Origin of the sequence: Paraflavitalea sp. CAU 1676 (assembly GCF_029223285.1) — a bacterium.
Taxonomy (GTDB): domain Bacteria; phylum Bacteroidota; class Bacteroidia; order Chitinophagales; family Chitinophagaceae; genus Paraflavitalea.
Genome location: NZ_JARHUJ010000004.1, coordinates 655981 through 670638, shown reverse-complemented (window position 1 = coordinate 670638; position 14658 = coordinate 655981). Strand labels below are relative to the sequence as shown.

Genomic DNA, 14658 nt, shown 5'->3' with positions numbered 1-14658 from the left:
GCGCTGCCGGATCGCTATAGTGTCAATGTATCTTATTCGCTAAGGCTAATCTCTCTGGGTCCGGTTCTGCCGGTGAGTTTTTCCTGCAGGTACTGGAATATCACAAACAATACGGGGATAATGAAAACACCGAGTATTACGCCGGTTAGCATACCGCCTACCGCACTGGTACCGATAGAAGCATTACCCTTTGCAGATGCGCCGTGCGTCCAGATCAATGGTAGCAGGCCCACGATGAATGCGAAAGAGGTCATCAGGATGGGGCGAAGCCGCAGCCTGGAACCTTCCAGCGCCGACTCAATGAGGCCCATACCGGCTCTTCTGCGTTGTACAGCGTATTCCACGATCAGGATCGCGTTCTTGGCCAACAGACCGATCAACATGATCAAACCGATCTGCACATAGATATTCGCTTCAATGCCGGCGAATCCGATGAACGCATACACACCCAGCACCCCCGTCGGTATGGTAAGGATGATCGCCAGCGGCAGGATATAACTTTCATATTGCGCTGCCAGCAGGAAGTACACGAAGATGATACTCAGCAGGAAGATGAAACCTGTTTGACCACCGGTATTGATCTCCTCCCTGGTAACACCCGTCCACTCATAAGCATAACCACGGGGCAATACTTGTTTCGCCGTTTCTTCGATCGCTTTGATCGCATCACCGGTACTGTAGCCTGGCTTAGGCACTCCGTTGATGGTTACGGCATTGAAGAGGTTATTCCTTGTTACAGTTTCCGGACCATATACCCGTTTCAGGCGAACCAGTGTTTTAGCCGGCACCATTTCTTTCCGGTCGTTCTTTATATAGATACCATCCAGCGAAGAGGCGTCTGTCCGGAAAGCAGGATCGGCCTGTGCCATTACACGATAATATTTACCGAAACGATTGAAGTCGGAAACGAAGCTACTACCGTAATAGATCTGCATAGTTTGCATCAACTCGGTAATGGAAACACCCAGCTGTTTAGCCTTGATGTTATCTACTTCGATCATGTATTGCGGATTGCCGGTAGCAAAGGTGGTGAATGCATAAGCGATCTCGGGCCTTTGCATGAGCGCACCAATGAATCCCCAGGCAGTGTTGCCCAATTTGTCGAGCGGCCCGTTGCTGCGGTCCTGGAGCATGAACTCGAAACCACTCACGTTACCGAAACCCTGCACGGTGGGGAAGTTAAAGAAGAAGGCGCTGGCTCCTTTTACAGAAGAAACCTTACCGGCAATGCCATTGGCGATCTGTGTGGCATCTTTCACAGCACCACGATCCTTGTAATCCTTCAGGCGGATGAAGCCGGCGGCATAAGGAGATGCGTTGGCATTGCTGATGAAGTTTAAACCATCGATCACATAGTGGTGGTTGGCGGCTTCTTCTGTTTTGATTATGTTCTCTATCTGACGGGTAGCCTGGTTGGTACGGTCGAGCGAGCTACCGGGAGGCGTATTCACGGCGTAGAGTACGAAGCCCTGGTCTTCATCGGGAATAAAACCGGTAGGTGCTTTCTTCACCAGCCAGAAGGTTATTGCGCTGATGAGCACCAGCCCTGAAATAGGTACCCATTTATGTTTGATCAGGAATTGAAGGCTCTTGATATATTTATTGGTAATCGAGGTGAACCCTGAATTGAAAGCTCCGAAGAAACGGCCGGCAAATCCTTTACGGCTGCCATGGCTTTCATCTCCATGCGGGCTCTTCAGGAAGAGGGCACAAAGTGCGGGGCTTAATGTCAAGGCGTTCACCGCCGAGATCAGGATCGCAATGGCCAGGGTAAAGGCAAACTGACGGTAGAATACACCAGCCGGGCCTTGCATGAAGCCTACCGGGATAAACACCGCAGCCATTACCAGTGTGATAGAAATGATGGCTCCGGAAATTTCGCTCATCGACTGTACGGTGGCCGTACGCGCCGGCAGGTTGGTTCGTTCCATTTTGGAGTGTACTGCCTCCACTACCACGATCGCATCATCCACCACGATACCGATGGCCAGTACCAGGGCAAAGAGCGTCAGCAGGTTCAAGGTGAAACCGAATAACTGGAGGAAGAAGAACGTACCGATGATCGCTACCGGTACCGCGATGGCCGGGATCAACGTTGAACGGAAGTCCTGGAGGAACATGAACACTACCAGGAACACCAGTACAAAGGCAATGATCAGCGTTTCACGAACCTGGTGGATCGATGCATCGAGGAATTCCTTCGAGTTGTACATCACCGTTGTCTTAACGCCTTTGGGCAGGGTCCGTTCGAACTCTTTCAATTGTCTTTCTACTTCGGTAAGGATATCATTCGCATTGGAACCAGCGGTCTGGAATACGGCAAAACCCGAAACCGGTTTGCCATCCATGCGGCTGTTACTCGAATAGGTAAAGGAACCAAATTCAATACGTGCCACATCTTTGAGGCGCAGCATAGATCCGTCGTTGTTGGCCTTGATCACGAAGTTCTCATAATCTTCGTTGTGGCTCAGTTTCCCTTTGTATTTAAGTACGTATTCGAAGGTCTCCGGACTGCTTTGTCCCAAACGGCCGGGGGCCGCTTCCAGGTTCTGGTCGCGAATGGCACTCAATACGTCCTGGGGCGACAGGTTGTTGGCGATCAGGCGATCGGGCCTCAACCAGATGCGCATGGAGTAGTCTTTGGTGCCGAATACCAGCGCCTGACCTACGCCGGGTACACGCTGTACCTGGGGGATCAGGTTGATCTTAATATAGTTTTCGAGGAACAGCTCGTTGTACTGCGCGCTGTCTTCACTGGAAAGTGCTACGAACATGATGATACTGTTCTGCACTTTCTGGGTAGAGATACCGGACTGAACAACTTCAGCAGGCACCTGGTTAACAGCCTTGGATACGCGGTTCTGTACGTTCACCGAAGCGATATCGGGATCGGTACCCTGTTTGAAGAAAACGGTGAGCGTCATACTACCGTCATTGCTCGAGTTGGAGGTCATGTAGGTCATGTTCTCCACCCCGTTGATGGCTTCTTCGAGCGGCGTAGCCACCGAGCGGGCAACCACCTCGGCATTGGCGCCTGGATAGAGTGCAGTGACCTGCACACTGGGTGGCGCAATATCCGGGAACAGGGTTACTGGCAGTGTATACAACGACAGTCCGCCCAACAGGAGCAATATGATGGAAACGACCGTTGATAATACGGGCCTTTCAATAAATTTTTTAAGCATGGGAATGGTATTAGAATTCAGAATACAGAATTCATCTAATAGAAATCAGCATTCAATCTTAAGGAAGTACAGATACATGCATGCAATGGGTATCCGTACGAATCGCATGAGATTTACAATGGTTTTACTTTTAATAAGCTGTCGGTCGAAATAGGCTGCGGTACGATCACCATTCCATCCTGCAGGTTACCGGTACCGGAGAATACGATCTTCTCACCGGCTTTAACACCACTCTGCACGAAATAGTAAGTACTCGTTTTACCAGCCACGGTAATGGGCTTGCTGGCCACTTTATTGCTATCGCCTACAGCGAATACAAATACCTTGTCCTGGATCTCGAAGGTCGCTTCCTGCGGTACGATCACCACTTCCGACAGCGGTTGCGGGATACGTACTTTACCGGTATTGCCCGATCGAAGTGTTCCGCCGGCATTGGGGAAAGTGGCGCGGAAGCTGATGGTGCCCGTTGTTTTATCGAACTGACCATCAACCGACGTGATCTTTCCTTTTTGAGGATAGGCACTGTTATCGGCCAGCAGCAGCTCAACTGCTGGTGCTTTACTGATCTTTTCCTCGACCGAGTTACCGGCAAACTGTTGCTTGAACACGATAAAATCGGGCTCACTCATGGAGAAGTAAGCATATACTTCGTTGATGTCCGACAGTACGGTTAGCGGCAGAAATTCTCCCTTTCCTACCAGGCTACCCGTTTTATGCGGAATGCGACCGATATAACCACTAACAGGAGCCGTGATATAGGTATAACCTACATTGATACGCGCATTGCCTACGGCAGCTTTCGCCTGCTCTTCGGATGCTTTGGCAGCGTCCAGTACCGTGCGGGCTGTTTTAAGCTGTACTTCGGAAACAACCTTTGCATCTACCAGTGGTATCAGCCTGTCAACCTCTACCTGTGCTTTGGCCACATTGGCCTGGGCAGCCAGCACACTCGATTGAGCGCTGTTGAGCTGTTCGTTGTAGATGCGGTCGTTGATCTTAAATAAGGGCTGACCAACTTTTACGAAGGCGCCTTCATCAACATAGATCTTTTCGAGATAACCTTCTACCTGCGGGCGTATTTCCACATTCACTCTCCCCTCCAGGGTAGCTGAATACTCCTTGTAGGTTGTAGCAGGTGAAGTAAAGACTGCTATCACCGGCAGCTGGGGAGGAGGCATAGCACCCATGGCAGGTCCGGGAGCTGCAGAAGATCCGCAGCTGTATAATAAGATAGAGACAATGGCGCCGAGCATGAACTGACCCAACGGTGCACCCGGAAGGCGCAACGCCGGACCGGCAGCAGCAATTGATTGGTGTGTTCTTTTATTCATCTTCAGTGTGTATTGCATAACAGGTTGTTTACGGGAGGCTGCAGCACCTCCGGTTATTAAATAAACAGGTCAGTATATCAACAATATGCTTATGGCAAAAGCATGCAATCGACTTGAGTTTCTATCAGTCGGGCAGGATAATCAATACTTTTTTGTAGCTAAGACGAACAGTTGAGACGAAGACAGACAAATCCGGTATACTATATTTCGACCGATCTCTTGCCTACCGTTGGGCGCAGGAGGATTTGTTGTTTCATGGCTAATCTTTCCCTTTCAAGAACTGTCTATACTCAGCAAACGAATGTTGTGCCATCATTTCCCTTTAATAAACAGCGGAAGCAAAGCTAATTAAATTAGTCACGAATCACTAAATAAATTAGCGCCTTTTTTTACCCACTGGATAAGTTTCCCCTCAGAGAAAGATCAGGCAAGGTTTTTAATGAACCCCTCTATCGCATCATCCATCACCATCTTATTCAAATCATCCGATACATCGGATGTTCTCATCATTTTAATGGAAATAAGTCCGTGGATCACCGACCAGAAGGTATGGCTCTTCATGCATACACTAATGTCCGTTCGTTTGTTTTTTACCAGGATCGTGGTGATCGAATCCGAAACCAGGCTCCTGAAACTGATCTTCTCGGGCAAACAGCTGCAATCATCTGCTTCACTACAGGGTATACCCAAGTTAAACATCACCTGATAGTATTCCTTGTTCTTAAAGGCAAAGTTCCAATAGGCATCAGCCATCGCCTTCAGCTGCTGGGCAGGATCAGCGTGCTTTCCCTTGGCCTGCTGCATCTTCCTGGCCAACAAACAAAAGCCTTCCCGGGCAAACTCCAGCAGGATACACTCCTTATTCACGAAATGATCATATACGACCGGAACACTGTATTCTATCGCATCGGCAATCTTCCGGATGGAGAGTGCCTGCCATCCTTCTTCTTTAACAATTTGCCACGCTGTTGCCAGTATGCTGGACCGCACTTCCTCTTTTTGCCGTAACCTTCTTTCAGATATTCCCATTGTTATTTTATCTAACAGTGTTAGCAAAAGTAACAACGTTTGAGATACAGCCAAGTTTTTTTCAAAGAAATTTCCCAGTAGGGAGCCAACCGGTTGCCTATCGGGTAAACCAAAGGTTATTGATAACAAGGTTACCCGCGGCATGGTTCGCGTTTACAAAAGTAAATTGATTACGTGCTTATTCTCAGGGGTAAATGCGGCATTATGACGGGTGGAATACGTCTTGTGAGAGAAGAAAAACAGCATTTCTGCAACAGTAAGCGGGCTTTATACAATGGGATCATTCACCAAACGGTAACCGACCCATACGCGTTACCATGGTTATTGTTTGCCATATGAACAACCGTTCGTGAAAAGCTTCAACCTGTTCATTGGCCACCCGTATCACCAGTAAATTATCTCAGTTCTATCTTTTTTCCTGTTTTGCAGGCCTCGTAAATGGCGTCGATGATCCGCAGGTCGCGCAGGCCCTCTTCACCGTCAACAGGTATTACCGGCTTACGTCCTTCCAGTATTATGGCCGCAAACTCTTCCATCTGAACGGTTTGATGCGTGGCATGCGGCTGGGTCAGTTCGCCCTTGTGCGTGCGGCCCTTGATAGGGCCGTAACCCGTGGAGGGCTGCATCTCCGCAAAGCCATTGACGCCATTGAGGTAGAATTTATCTAATCCATTCATGCTGTACGTCGATAAACAGGAGGCTACCGCACCCGAAGGAAAGCCCAATTGAAATTGAATGGTCTCATCTACCCCTTCTTTAAACTTCACCGGATCTGTTTTGCTTTCCTGTGCCGTTACCCATACCGGCTCCTCGCCCACCATATACCTTGCGCCATTAATAGAATAAATACCAATGTCCATCATCGAACCACCGCCTGCCAGTTGTTTGTTGAGGCGCCATTGTGTGGGATCGCCGATCCTGAAACCCGACAAGCCCTGGAAGAACAGGATCTTTCCCAACTCGCCATCCATTCGCATACGCACTACTTCCAGTGTTTTAGGCTCAAAATGCATACGGTACCCCACCAGGAGTTTTACATTGGCTTTCTTACAGGCATCGACCATTTCCTGCCCTTCCTTCGCATTGAGGGCCATCGGCTTTTCGCAGATCACATGTTTGCCTGCTTTCGCCACCCTGAGGGCCTGTGGATGGTGCAGAGAGTTGGGGGTTATGATGTATACTGCATCAATATCGGGGTTCTTACTGATGGCATCGAAATTCTCGTAGTTATAGCAATTCTTATCGGGGATATTGTATTTCGCCTGCCAGGCTTTGACTTTTGAAGGTGTGCCACTGATGACGCCCACTAATTTCGCTTTCTTACAGTCGACCATGGCATCGGCCACACGTGTTCCATAACCACCAAGTCCCATGATGGCCACGCGCAATACAGGGCCGTCGTAGGTTTTGCTGCCAGCCTGATCGGCATTGGTACAATCTTCAAATGAAATGAGTGGAAAGGTGATAGCTGCGGCAGACAATTTCTGCAGGAACGAGCGACGTGTGTTCATAGCAAGGCTTTTTATGGGTGTGTTATGATTACACAATTTAAGGTTTACAGGCAATATATCCCGAAGCCGGGAAACACATTTTCAAGTACCAGTGTTACCTGTCAATCAGCCGGCCTGCATTTTCACCAGCCTCCCGGTCAAATGGAGCATGGTTAAAAAAGTCAATAGAATAACGGTTTAGCAAGGAAATTATCTATATTGCCAGCGCACATACCTGGTGAAAGCTAATCCGAATGAACAGGATGCCAATACATAATATTGCCATGTTCAAATATTATTTTAATTTGGCAGGCGACCGATTTGCTTCTGCACAGACAATCAACCTTTACATTATCAGCGGCTCTTGCTTTTTTAATTGTAGTTCTATTTTCCCAGCGACCATTCAACCAACGCTAATATGGCCAACCAATCTGTCAAGGAACTAACGCCGTTATCAGAAGACATTACCATGCAAATGGCTCGCATCCGGATGAGTAAGGAGTTTAATAATAAGGAATTGCTATGCCGGTTCCTGGATTATGTAGTAGAAGAGACCATCGCCGGACGCGTTAACGAGATCAAGGAATATACCATTGGCACCCGCGCACTGGGCAGGCCGGCCGATTTCAATCCGCAGTTCGATGCCTGCGTCCGCATCCATGCGGGCCGCCTCCGCCAGACGCTGGACGCTTATTACTCCAATACCGGTAAAGGCGACCCGGTAAAGATCGCCATCCCCAAAGGCACCTATGTGCCCGTTTTTTCTTTTATGCCCTCAGAAGTAACTCCTGTGGAACCTCCCGCTACGCTATTGCCTCCCAGTTCACCTGGCCGGCTTACCATTGCAGTATTGCCGTTCCATAACCGGGGTCCCGAAACGGGCAAACATTTCTTTGCCGATGTCATCAGCGAGCAGTTAAGCACCGAGATATCGCACTTCCGCAACGTATCGGTGATCTCTTATTATTCCATGCGCATGATATCCAACAGGCTTACGGAGTTTAACCAGCTGAGCGCCATATATGGTATTCACTACGTACTCACCGGCAGTGTGCAGGTGATCGAAGAGAACATACGCATCAATGTTCAATTGATCTATACGTTTACCTCCGAGCAAATATGGGCGGGCACTTACGATCAGCCGCTCTCGGCTACACCGCTTAACAACGTATCGGACGATGTTACCAGGAATATCGCTTCCGTGATCGCCGGGTATTACGGCGCTATCATTCACCACTTGTCTATTGCATCTCCGGCCGAACAGGCCGACATACTCGGCACCCACAATGCCGCTTTTTGGCATTACAAATACCATAAAGAATACAATGTACCGGTTTTGCTGCAGGCCAAAGAAGCCCTGGAACATACGCTGCAGGTAACGCCTGCCAACGCGCTGGCCTGGGCAGTGCTGGGTGAAGTGCATCTCGATAGCTACCTGATGGACCTTCACCCGGTATCCGTTATCAGCAGCGGCATTGAATATGCACGCAAGGCCATCAACCTCGACCGTTATTGCATGCATGGCTACCAGACCCTCGCGTGGGCTTTGCTGCTGGCCCGAAAACGCAAAGCCAGCTTGAAGGTGATCGACGAATGCCTGGCCCTCAACTACAGTTCTTCCAACAATATCGGCTGGCTGGGCCTTACCCTGATCTACCTGGGTGAATATGAGCGGGGGAAATCCTTGCTGGAAGAAGCGATCGAACTGAATCCTTTTTACCCGTGGTGCTATAGCTTCACGATGTCGGTCTATTACTATATTCACGAAGATTACGAAATGGCGCGCGCGTGGGGCGAAAAGATCAATATGCCTTCCCTCAAATTCGACCTGGTGATCCGTACGGCTACGATGGGCAAACTTAAACTCGCCAAAGAAGGTAAAATACTGGTGCGTGAATTGAAAGCCATCTGGCCAGACATCCACCGGGAATTAAAAGCATTCCTCGAGAAGTTCATCCTCTTCGAAGACATCACTTTACGCATCATGGATGGTGTTGAAGCGGCAGGTATCAGCCTCGACCATAGTTAGATTATTACCGTTAATTAACGGTAACATACTGCCCGTAAGCGTAGGTAGCTCATAATTTTACATCACTAAATTTATCCTAATGAGTACCATTATCTACGTCGAAAATGCGAATGGGGATGTTAAAGATTCCGGTCTTAAATCCTTGTTGGAGAGCTTGTTCAGGGACTCAAAACCTTATCTGAGACATGGTTTTAGCCTTCAGGAATTGTCGGACGGATTGGGGATCCCGCTTTACCGGGTGTCTGCGTTTATCAATCAGTCGTACGACATGCGCTTCACCGATTTTGTCAACTTGCACAGGATCGGGCACGCAGTGCTGCTCATAAAGCAGGGAGAGGCTTGTCATTGGAGCCTGGATGGGTTGGCCACCCAGTGTGGCTTCAATAACCGGAACTCTTTCCGGGAAGCTTTCAAACGGTTTACCGGTCAGGTTCCTTCCGATTTTATCCGGAACGACCTCGCTTTTGAACTTCCTCTCAACTACCGGAAAACCGGATAGTTTTTTAACCTCCTTTCCAGCCCCACCCTATCAATAGGACCTGACTAAGCTAAACGTCGCCAAACGAACACGGCAGTCGGAGAAGATGCATACAGGATGGATATATTCGAACAGAACAGGATTTACATAAGTACTTCGACTGGTTATTTTTTTGCCTTCAAAGCTGCCGTTTCTTTATTTTCCCGCAACCGAAACTGAACGATCTTTTTGATCAATGCCTCCGGCAACGGCCCGTTGTGCGGAAACTGAATGGCCGACTTACTCACTTTATACTTTGCCAGGTCTTTACTGAATTCAGCCAGCAACGCTGCGCTGAAAGGATACGACAACGAGATATGCCCCTTATAGGCGGAGTAGTATATCAAAAATCCCAGGTATTTATAAGCGGGGATCTGGTAACTGATCACCTCTTCTGCGTCTGGCGCCACTTTTTTGATGATGGTACGGATTGCATCGAGCCTTGCTACAATGTCGGCAGGGAAAATGGCGTGATATTCATCTACTGTTTTGAAGTCGGTGCGTGACATAGAAGGTTTTGTTGGTTGCAACAAATTTACCTGCCTGTTGGCTCACTATCGGGGGGATAAAAAGACAAAAGCAGGGGCATATGCGTCTTGCCGTGTAAGAACAATCAACAGCTTGCTGTTTCATGGAATTTCGTTCATACCCCACATTAAAGAAATGAGGCAGCTTCGTTACTTACGCTTGTAGCTGTTGATATAGTCTGTGGGATTCATACCCATTACCTTCTTAAAGACACGGTTGAACGTGATCGTGTTATTAAAGCCGTTAGCATAGGCAATCGTGGAAATAGATTCGAAGTTTCCATTGATGAGCTTCTTGCAGGCCTCGTTGATCCGCACTTCGTTCAGGAATCCCATATACGTTTTACGGGTGTGCTTCTTGAAGTATTTACAAAATGCATGGGGCGTCATGTGGGCAATGCCTGCTATCTGCGAAAGCGAGATATCGTCGGTAAAATGGTCGATGGTGTATTGGTAAATATCGTTCATCCGCAGGCCTTCCATATCGGTAAATGCCTGTTTCGATGTACCAGTCGAGAGCGACTTCCATTCTTTGACCTCGTTGGCGAAAAAGTGGAACAGTCTGATCACAGTGATCAGGCGTTCAGTGCCGCCGGCACTATTGATCTTCCTGATCAACCGGCCGCCTTGCGGCGCCAGGCGTTCGGGCAGCTGGAAGCCATTATTGCTAGCCCTTACAAATTTCCTGATCTGATCGAATTCCGGCATATTAAAAATGCCCGAGAGCAGCCTGTCATGATCAAAGTAAAGGTGGATGGCGTGTATGCTGTTGGGCACCTCGGTTTCGAAATAGCGGGGGGCAGCTTTGAAGATGTGCGGCTGATTGGCGCCCAGGATATAGATCTCCCCTGCTTTGAAAGGCTGTGTATAATTGCCGGCTATCAGTGTTCCCTCCCCTTTCAGGATAAGCGTAACCTGCCCTTCCGTATGCCGGTGAAAGAAGTTGTAGAAATAAGGAAGGTTATCCTCCTGCACCACGACGGAACCCCGCTGCGTCATCGGCACAGTAAACTGTAGCACTTTCATTAACCAATATTACCGATTTCTCGCTTTTTTTGGCGACTGTCGGACAATTAATGTTTATGAATCGCTAATTACTGTTGCCGCCACGGTAAGGTCGCTGTTTTGCTGCGCCCTAAAACTCAACGGGTAACACCATATCCCGTGCAATAGGCTCCAGGTTTTTTAGCGACTGCTCGAGATCACGCTGCATTTTCTGCTTTTCAAACAGGTTGAAAAGTGTTTCACGTACAAAGCCTTTGGCAATGTAAAAATCGAGCGTGAGCCTTGTTCTGCCATCGCCGGCCGGCTCGATCGTATAATACAGGCCTCTTTTTTTAGGTTCATCGGTTTCACTGAACATTACTTTCACGGCGGGGTCATAAACAAAGCTGCTGGTGTGGAGGATCGTGCTTTTGCCATTGTCGTACAGGTGGCGGTGACTGCTTCCGATACCCGGCAGAAAATGTTCCACCTCATCGATTGCCTTTAGCCCTACCTGCCACTCGTGCCGGAACTCAAAATGAACTACCGTGAAGCAAAGCACCTTGATTCCCACATCATAGACTTTCGAGACCGATACCACCTTCACTTTATCGGCCACCTCTACATCGGGCAGCGGATCGGGTGGCAGGTCATTCTTGAGCTCGCTGAGTTGCGTATAATAAAACGGTATTTGTCCGTTCTCAGTTTGTTTGGTGCTGCTGTTCCACTCCATCCAGCCTGCCAGGCCAACAGGCTGTTGATCTTTCAGCAGGTTGCCGGTCACCAGCCAGTATTCGTGCTGGTCAATATCATTTTTGAGCAACTGGTGGGCAACGATCACATCCTTGCCGATCAGCTTGTTGAAGTTTTTGACATTGTAGGTGGTAAACTCGCCATAATGCGTGATCACTTTCAGCGTAAGGTCGACAGCCGTGATGCAGGCTTTACATTGACAGATGCGGCGTTTGTTGTAGGCCGCCACATGCTGGTGGAATGACAGGAACATTTTTTCCACCTGTTTGTACAGGGTAGGCAGTTCGTCGGGCTCACCAAATTTATAAAAGAGGATGGCATCGCCTTCAACTTCCGACACCTCCAACCCCACTTCATTGGCATTGATCAGCAATTCCAGCAATTGCTGAATGATGTGGCGGCTGTGTTCAAGTTCTATTTCATTCACAAACCTCGTAAAGCCACTGATATCCGGAATGAAGAGCAGGCCTTGCTGGGGCATTTTTGATTTAAAGTTACGGTTTCTCCGGCATGCATTGCCACAACGATCAAAGTGCATCACAAGCCGTTCCTTCCCTTACAGAAGACGGCCAGTAATGCCTTTGACACATTGAAAGACGTTTGCTTTATTTCACGACAAGATTGGCGAAAGTGCCGCGTGCCTGGTTACCCATCCAAAGTGCCACCCTGCCCGACTTGTGTTCGGAAAGACTGTTCACGACCAGCGTGGGCGTGTTGTTTTTGTTTACATACACTTTAATGACGGGATGATCGATCGTAATCTTTACATGAAACCAATCGTCGCCATTGGGCGCCTGCCATACCTTGTTCTCGTATTTGCCCGGGCTGTCTTCCCGTAGCTTAAACCAAGGGTAATTTGGAGCGCAGATGTATTGAACCGCGCGCCAGCGACGAATGGTATCGGGATTGTAAAAGTTGAAAGGACGGAAGTAAATGCCTTCATAGGTCTTTTCATCCTGCAGGTTGAAGGCAATGCCGACAAAACTTCTGTCCATATTGTTTTCACCGCGCACATCGAATTCGATCGTTTGTGGCGTAAAAGTCGTCCCTTTCCAGATCCACATGCCTTCGTTCTCGCCCTGGCCGAAAGCCACACTATCTTTGCTGACGGTTACGATGCTCCTGTTAAATATTTGCCAGTTGGTCTGATCGTCAAGCGGGAGTTTTTGTATTTTGCCCTGTGCGAAAGAGGTAGTAGCTGTCATTACAGCGAGGAGGTACAGCATCGTGCAGCGTATCATTTTTTTCATGCAATGGAATTTGATGGTTTATGTGATGATGAACCCAAAATTGATGCGTACCGGCCTATGCGGCCTGCACAAAAGCAATGCAAGTTCTGTTCATTTTTATTCACGCATTAAACAGCTCATTACCAAATGACAACAAATGATGAGCAACTACATATCAAAGCCTGTCTGCAGGCCATCGAGACCAAATTGAACTGGGGAGCTGCTTCGGGCTGGTCTAGTGCAGACTTCGAAAAGCTGGCTGCTTTGATAGCCGATGATACGGAGGTACAACTCAGCGTGTCCACGCTTAAAAGGGTATGGGGCAAAGTTACCTATCTCAACGCGCCTTCCCAAACCACGCTCAATACCCTCGCCATGTACCTGGGTTATGCGGATTGGCGTACCTACCAGCAGCAATTCAGGCCTGCACCAGTGCCTGCCTCGACAAGTTTATCAACCATCACAGAGGTTCGCCCCGTCGAAATCATCGACGATACAACCGTGGCCGAAAGGTCAGCCAACGAAGCCGTTGGCCACCTCGGGCATACCCCGCCAAGGAAAAAGAAAGGATTGCTGTATGCAGCCGGAGGTATACTGCTCGCGTTGGCGGTGATCGGTTTCATGGGAGTTAAGCAACTGCAAAGACCCGATCCCGGCAAGTTTCGCTTTTCGGCCAACAAGATCGCGTCGGAAGGTGTACCCAATACCGTCATTTTTCATTACGATGCATCCGCCGCCCATACCGATTCGACTTTTATCGTGCAAACCTGGGATATTCGGCGCAAAACACATGTGCCCAAAGACAAACATGAACACTCCGCCATTTACTATTATCCCGGCTTTTTCAGGGCAAGGCTGATCGCTGATGGCGAAGAAGTGAAGGCCCATAACCTCATGATCTCTTCCAATGGCTGGCTGTGCCTGGCAGAGAACAATCCTGTACCGCATTATTTCCGGAAAGAAGAATACCTGAAAGCTGACAGGGTGGAAGTGGATACGACCACCCTGAAAACCTATGGCCTGTCCCTCTATCCTACAGCGCCCCGCCTGCGCTTTTTCAATGAGCGCGACCTGGGCACCTTGCAAAGCGACCGCTTTGTTTTTGAAACAAAAGTGAAGAGTGACTTTTCATCAGGCTCTGGAGCCTGCCAGTATGCAGATGTACTGATACAATGCAAGAACGATATCATATTCATTCCGCTGGCCGCCAAGACCTGTACGGGTGACCTCCACCTCACTGCCTGTGGCGCCAATATTTACAGTAAACATGCTGACCTTTCCGGGTTTGGCGCCGACCTCTCCAATTGGGTTATCCTGCGGGTTGAAAGCAGCAACCGCCACATGAAATTCTATGTAAATGGAACGATGGCCTACCAACTTGATTTTCCCAATGATCCTACCGGGATTGTGGGTGTTCAATACCGCTTCGAGGGTTTGGGCGCTGTGAAAGACACCTGGTTTAAGGGTGGTGACACGTTGTACGATTTCGGCGTTGGGAAATAACCGGTCTGGCGCCAATATACCTGTACAAAAAGCAAATACTATAGACGGAGCATGCTTCAATTATTTCGTTATTTGTGGCTT

11 protein-coding genes are annotated in these 14658 nt (G+C 48.8%); 3 read left to right on the top strand and 8 right to left on the bottom strand.

Annotated features, from left to right (window positions below; genetic code table 11):
• Positions 1-32: 32 nt before the first annotated feature.
• From P2H89_RS15730 to P2H89_RS15715, 4 genes are all read right to left on the bottom strand, one after another.
• On the bottom strand, positions 33-3185 hold the full coding sequence (locus tag P2H89_RS15730; RefSeq protein WP_275828447.1) for an efflux RND transporter permease subunit: 3153 nt from the start codon (positions 3183-3185) through the stop codon (positions 33-35).
• Positions 3186-3298: 113 nt separating this feature from the next.
• Positions 3299-4534 carry an efflux RND transporter periplasmic adaptor subunit gene (locus tag P2H89_RS15725; protein ID WP_275828445.1) on the bottom strand — a complete coding sequence of 412 codons (1236 nt, stop codon included), beginning with the start codon at positions 4532-4534 and terminating at the stop codon, positions 3299-3301.
• Positions 4535-4939: 405 nt separating this feature from the next.
• Positions 4940-5545 (bottom strand): TetR/AcrR family transcriptional regulator, encoded by a 606-nt coding sequence (locus P2H89_RS15720; protein WP_275828443.1) that lies wholly within the window; start codon positions 5543-5545, stop codon positions 4940-4942.
• A gap of 395 nt (positions 5546-5940) precedes the next feature.
• Positions 5941-7056 carry a Gfo/Idh/MocA family oxidoreductase gene (locus P2H89_RS15715; RefSeq protein WP_275828441.1) on the bottom strand — a complete coding sequence of 372 codons (1116 nt, stop codon included), beginning with the start codon at positions 7054-7056 and terminating at the stop codon, positions 5941-5943.
• A gap of 397 nt (positions 7057-7453) precedes the next feature.
• Between P2H89_RS15715 and P2H89_RS15710 the strand changes: the two genes are divergently transcribed.
• Together P2H89_RS15710 and P2H89_RS15705 are read left to right on the top strand one after the other, a co-directional pair.
• The gene (locus P2H89_RS15710; RefSeq protein WP_275828439.1) at positions 7454-9064 is read left to right on the top strand and encodes a hypothetical protein; all 1611 of its coding nucleotides are present in this window, start codon (positions 7454-7456) and stop codon (positions 9062-9064) included.
• A gap of 79 nt (positions 9065-9143) precedes the next feature.
• Entirely contained in the window at positions 9144-9563 is a 420-nt protein-coding gene (locus P2H89_RS15705) for an AraC family transcriptional regulator (protein ID WP_275828437.1), read from the top strand.
• A 143-nt stretch (positions 9564-9706) separates the two neighbouring features.
• On the opposite strand, the gene P2H89_RS15700 is transcribed toward P2H89_RS15705, so the two are convergent.
• The 4 genes from P2H89_RS15700 to P2H89_RS15685 all read right to left on the bottom strand — a co-directional run bounded on the left by P2H89_RS15700 (position 9707) and on the right by P2H89_RS15685 (position 13095).
• A complete protein-coding gene (locus P2H89_RS15700) occupies positions 9707-10090 on the bottom strand; it encodes a DUF1801 domain-containing protein (protein WP_275828435.1) in 384 nt (127 codons plus the stop codon).
• Positions 10091-10258: 168 nt separating this feature from the next.
• The gene (locus P2H89_RS15695; RefSeq protein WP_275828433.1) at positions 10259-11134 is read right to left on the bottom strand and encodes an AraC family transcriptional regulator; all 876 of its coding nucleotides are present in this window, start codon (positions 11132-11134) and stop codon (positions 10259-10261) included.
• Between the two features lie 109 nt (positions 11135-11243).
• Positions 11244-12326 (bottom strand): DUF2652 domain-containing protein, encoded by a 1083-nt coding sequence (locus P2H89_RS15690; protein WP_275828431.1) that lies wholly within the window; start codon positions 12324-12326, stop codon positions 11244-11246.
• Between the two features lie 124 nt (positions 12327-12450).
• Positions 12451-13095, bottom strand: coding sequence for a hypothetical protein (locus P2H89_RS15685; protein ID WP_275828429.1), 645 nt, complete (start codon positions 13093-13095; stop codon positions 12451-12453).
• 126 nt (positions 13096-13221) lie between these two features.
• On the opposite strand from P2H89_RS15685, the gene P2H89_RS15680 reads away from it, so the two are divergent.
• Positions 13222-14577: a hypothetical protein gene (locus tag P2H89_RS15680; RefSeq protein ID WP_275828427.1), complete on the top strand. Its 1356-nt coding sequence runs from the start codon at positions 13222-13224 to the stop codon at positions 14575-14577.
• Positions 14578-14658 lie beyond the last annotated feature (81 nt).

Coding starts and splice junctions, on each gene's coding strand:
- P2H89_RS15730 (WP_275828447.1), bottom strand. CDS start 3,185: ATGCTTAAAAAATTTATTGAAAGGCCCGTATTATCAACGGTCGTTTCC.
- P2H89_RS15725 (WP_275828445.1), bottom strand. CDS start 4,534: ATGCAATACACACTGAAGATGAATAAAAGAACACACCAATCAATTGCT.
- P2H89_RS15720 (WP_275828443.1), bottom strand. CDS start 5,545: ATGGGAATATCTGAAAGAAGGTTACGGCAAAAAGAGGAAGTGCGGTCC.
- P2H89_RS15715 (WP_275828441.1), bottom strand. CDS start 7,056: ATGAACACACGTCGCTCGTTCCTGCAGAAATTGTCTGCCGCAGCTATC.
- P2H89_RS15710 (WP_275828439.1), top strand. CDS start 7,454: ATGGCCAACCAATCTGTCAAGGAACTAACGCCGTTATCAGAAGACATT.
- P2H89_RS15705 (WP_275828437.1), top strand. CDS start 9,144: ATGAGTACCATTATCTACGTCGAAAATGCGAATGGGGATGTTAAAGAT.
- P2H89_RS15700 (WP_275828435.1), bottom strand. CDS start 10,090: ATGTCACGCACCGACTTCAAAACAGTAGATGAATATCACGCCATTTTC.
- P2H89_RS15695 (WP_275828433.1), bottom strand. CDS start 11,134: ATGAAAGTGCTACAGTTTACTGTGCCGATGACGCAGCGGGGTTCCGTC.
- P2H89_RS15690 (WP_275828431.1), bottom strand. CDS start 12,326: ATGCCCCAGCAAGGCCTGCTCTTCATTCCGGATATCAGTGGCTTTACG.
- P2H89_RS15685 (WP_275828429.1), bottom strand. CDS start 13,095: ATGAAAAAAATGATACGCTGCACGATGCTGTACCTCCTCGCTGTAATG.
- P2H89_RS15680 (WP_275828427.1), top strand. CDS start 13,222: ATGACAACAAATGATGAGCAACTACATATCAAAGCCTGTCTGCAGGCC.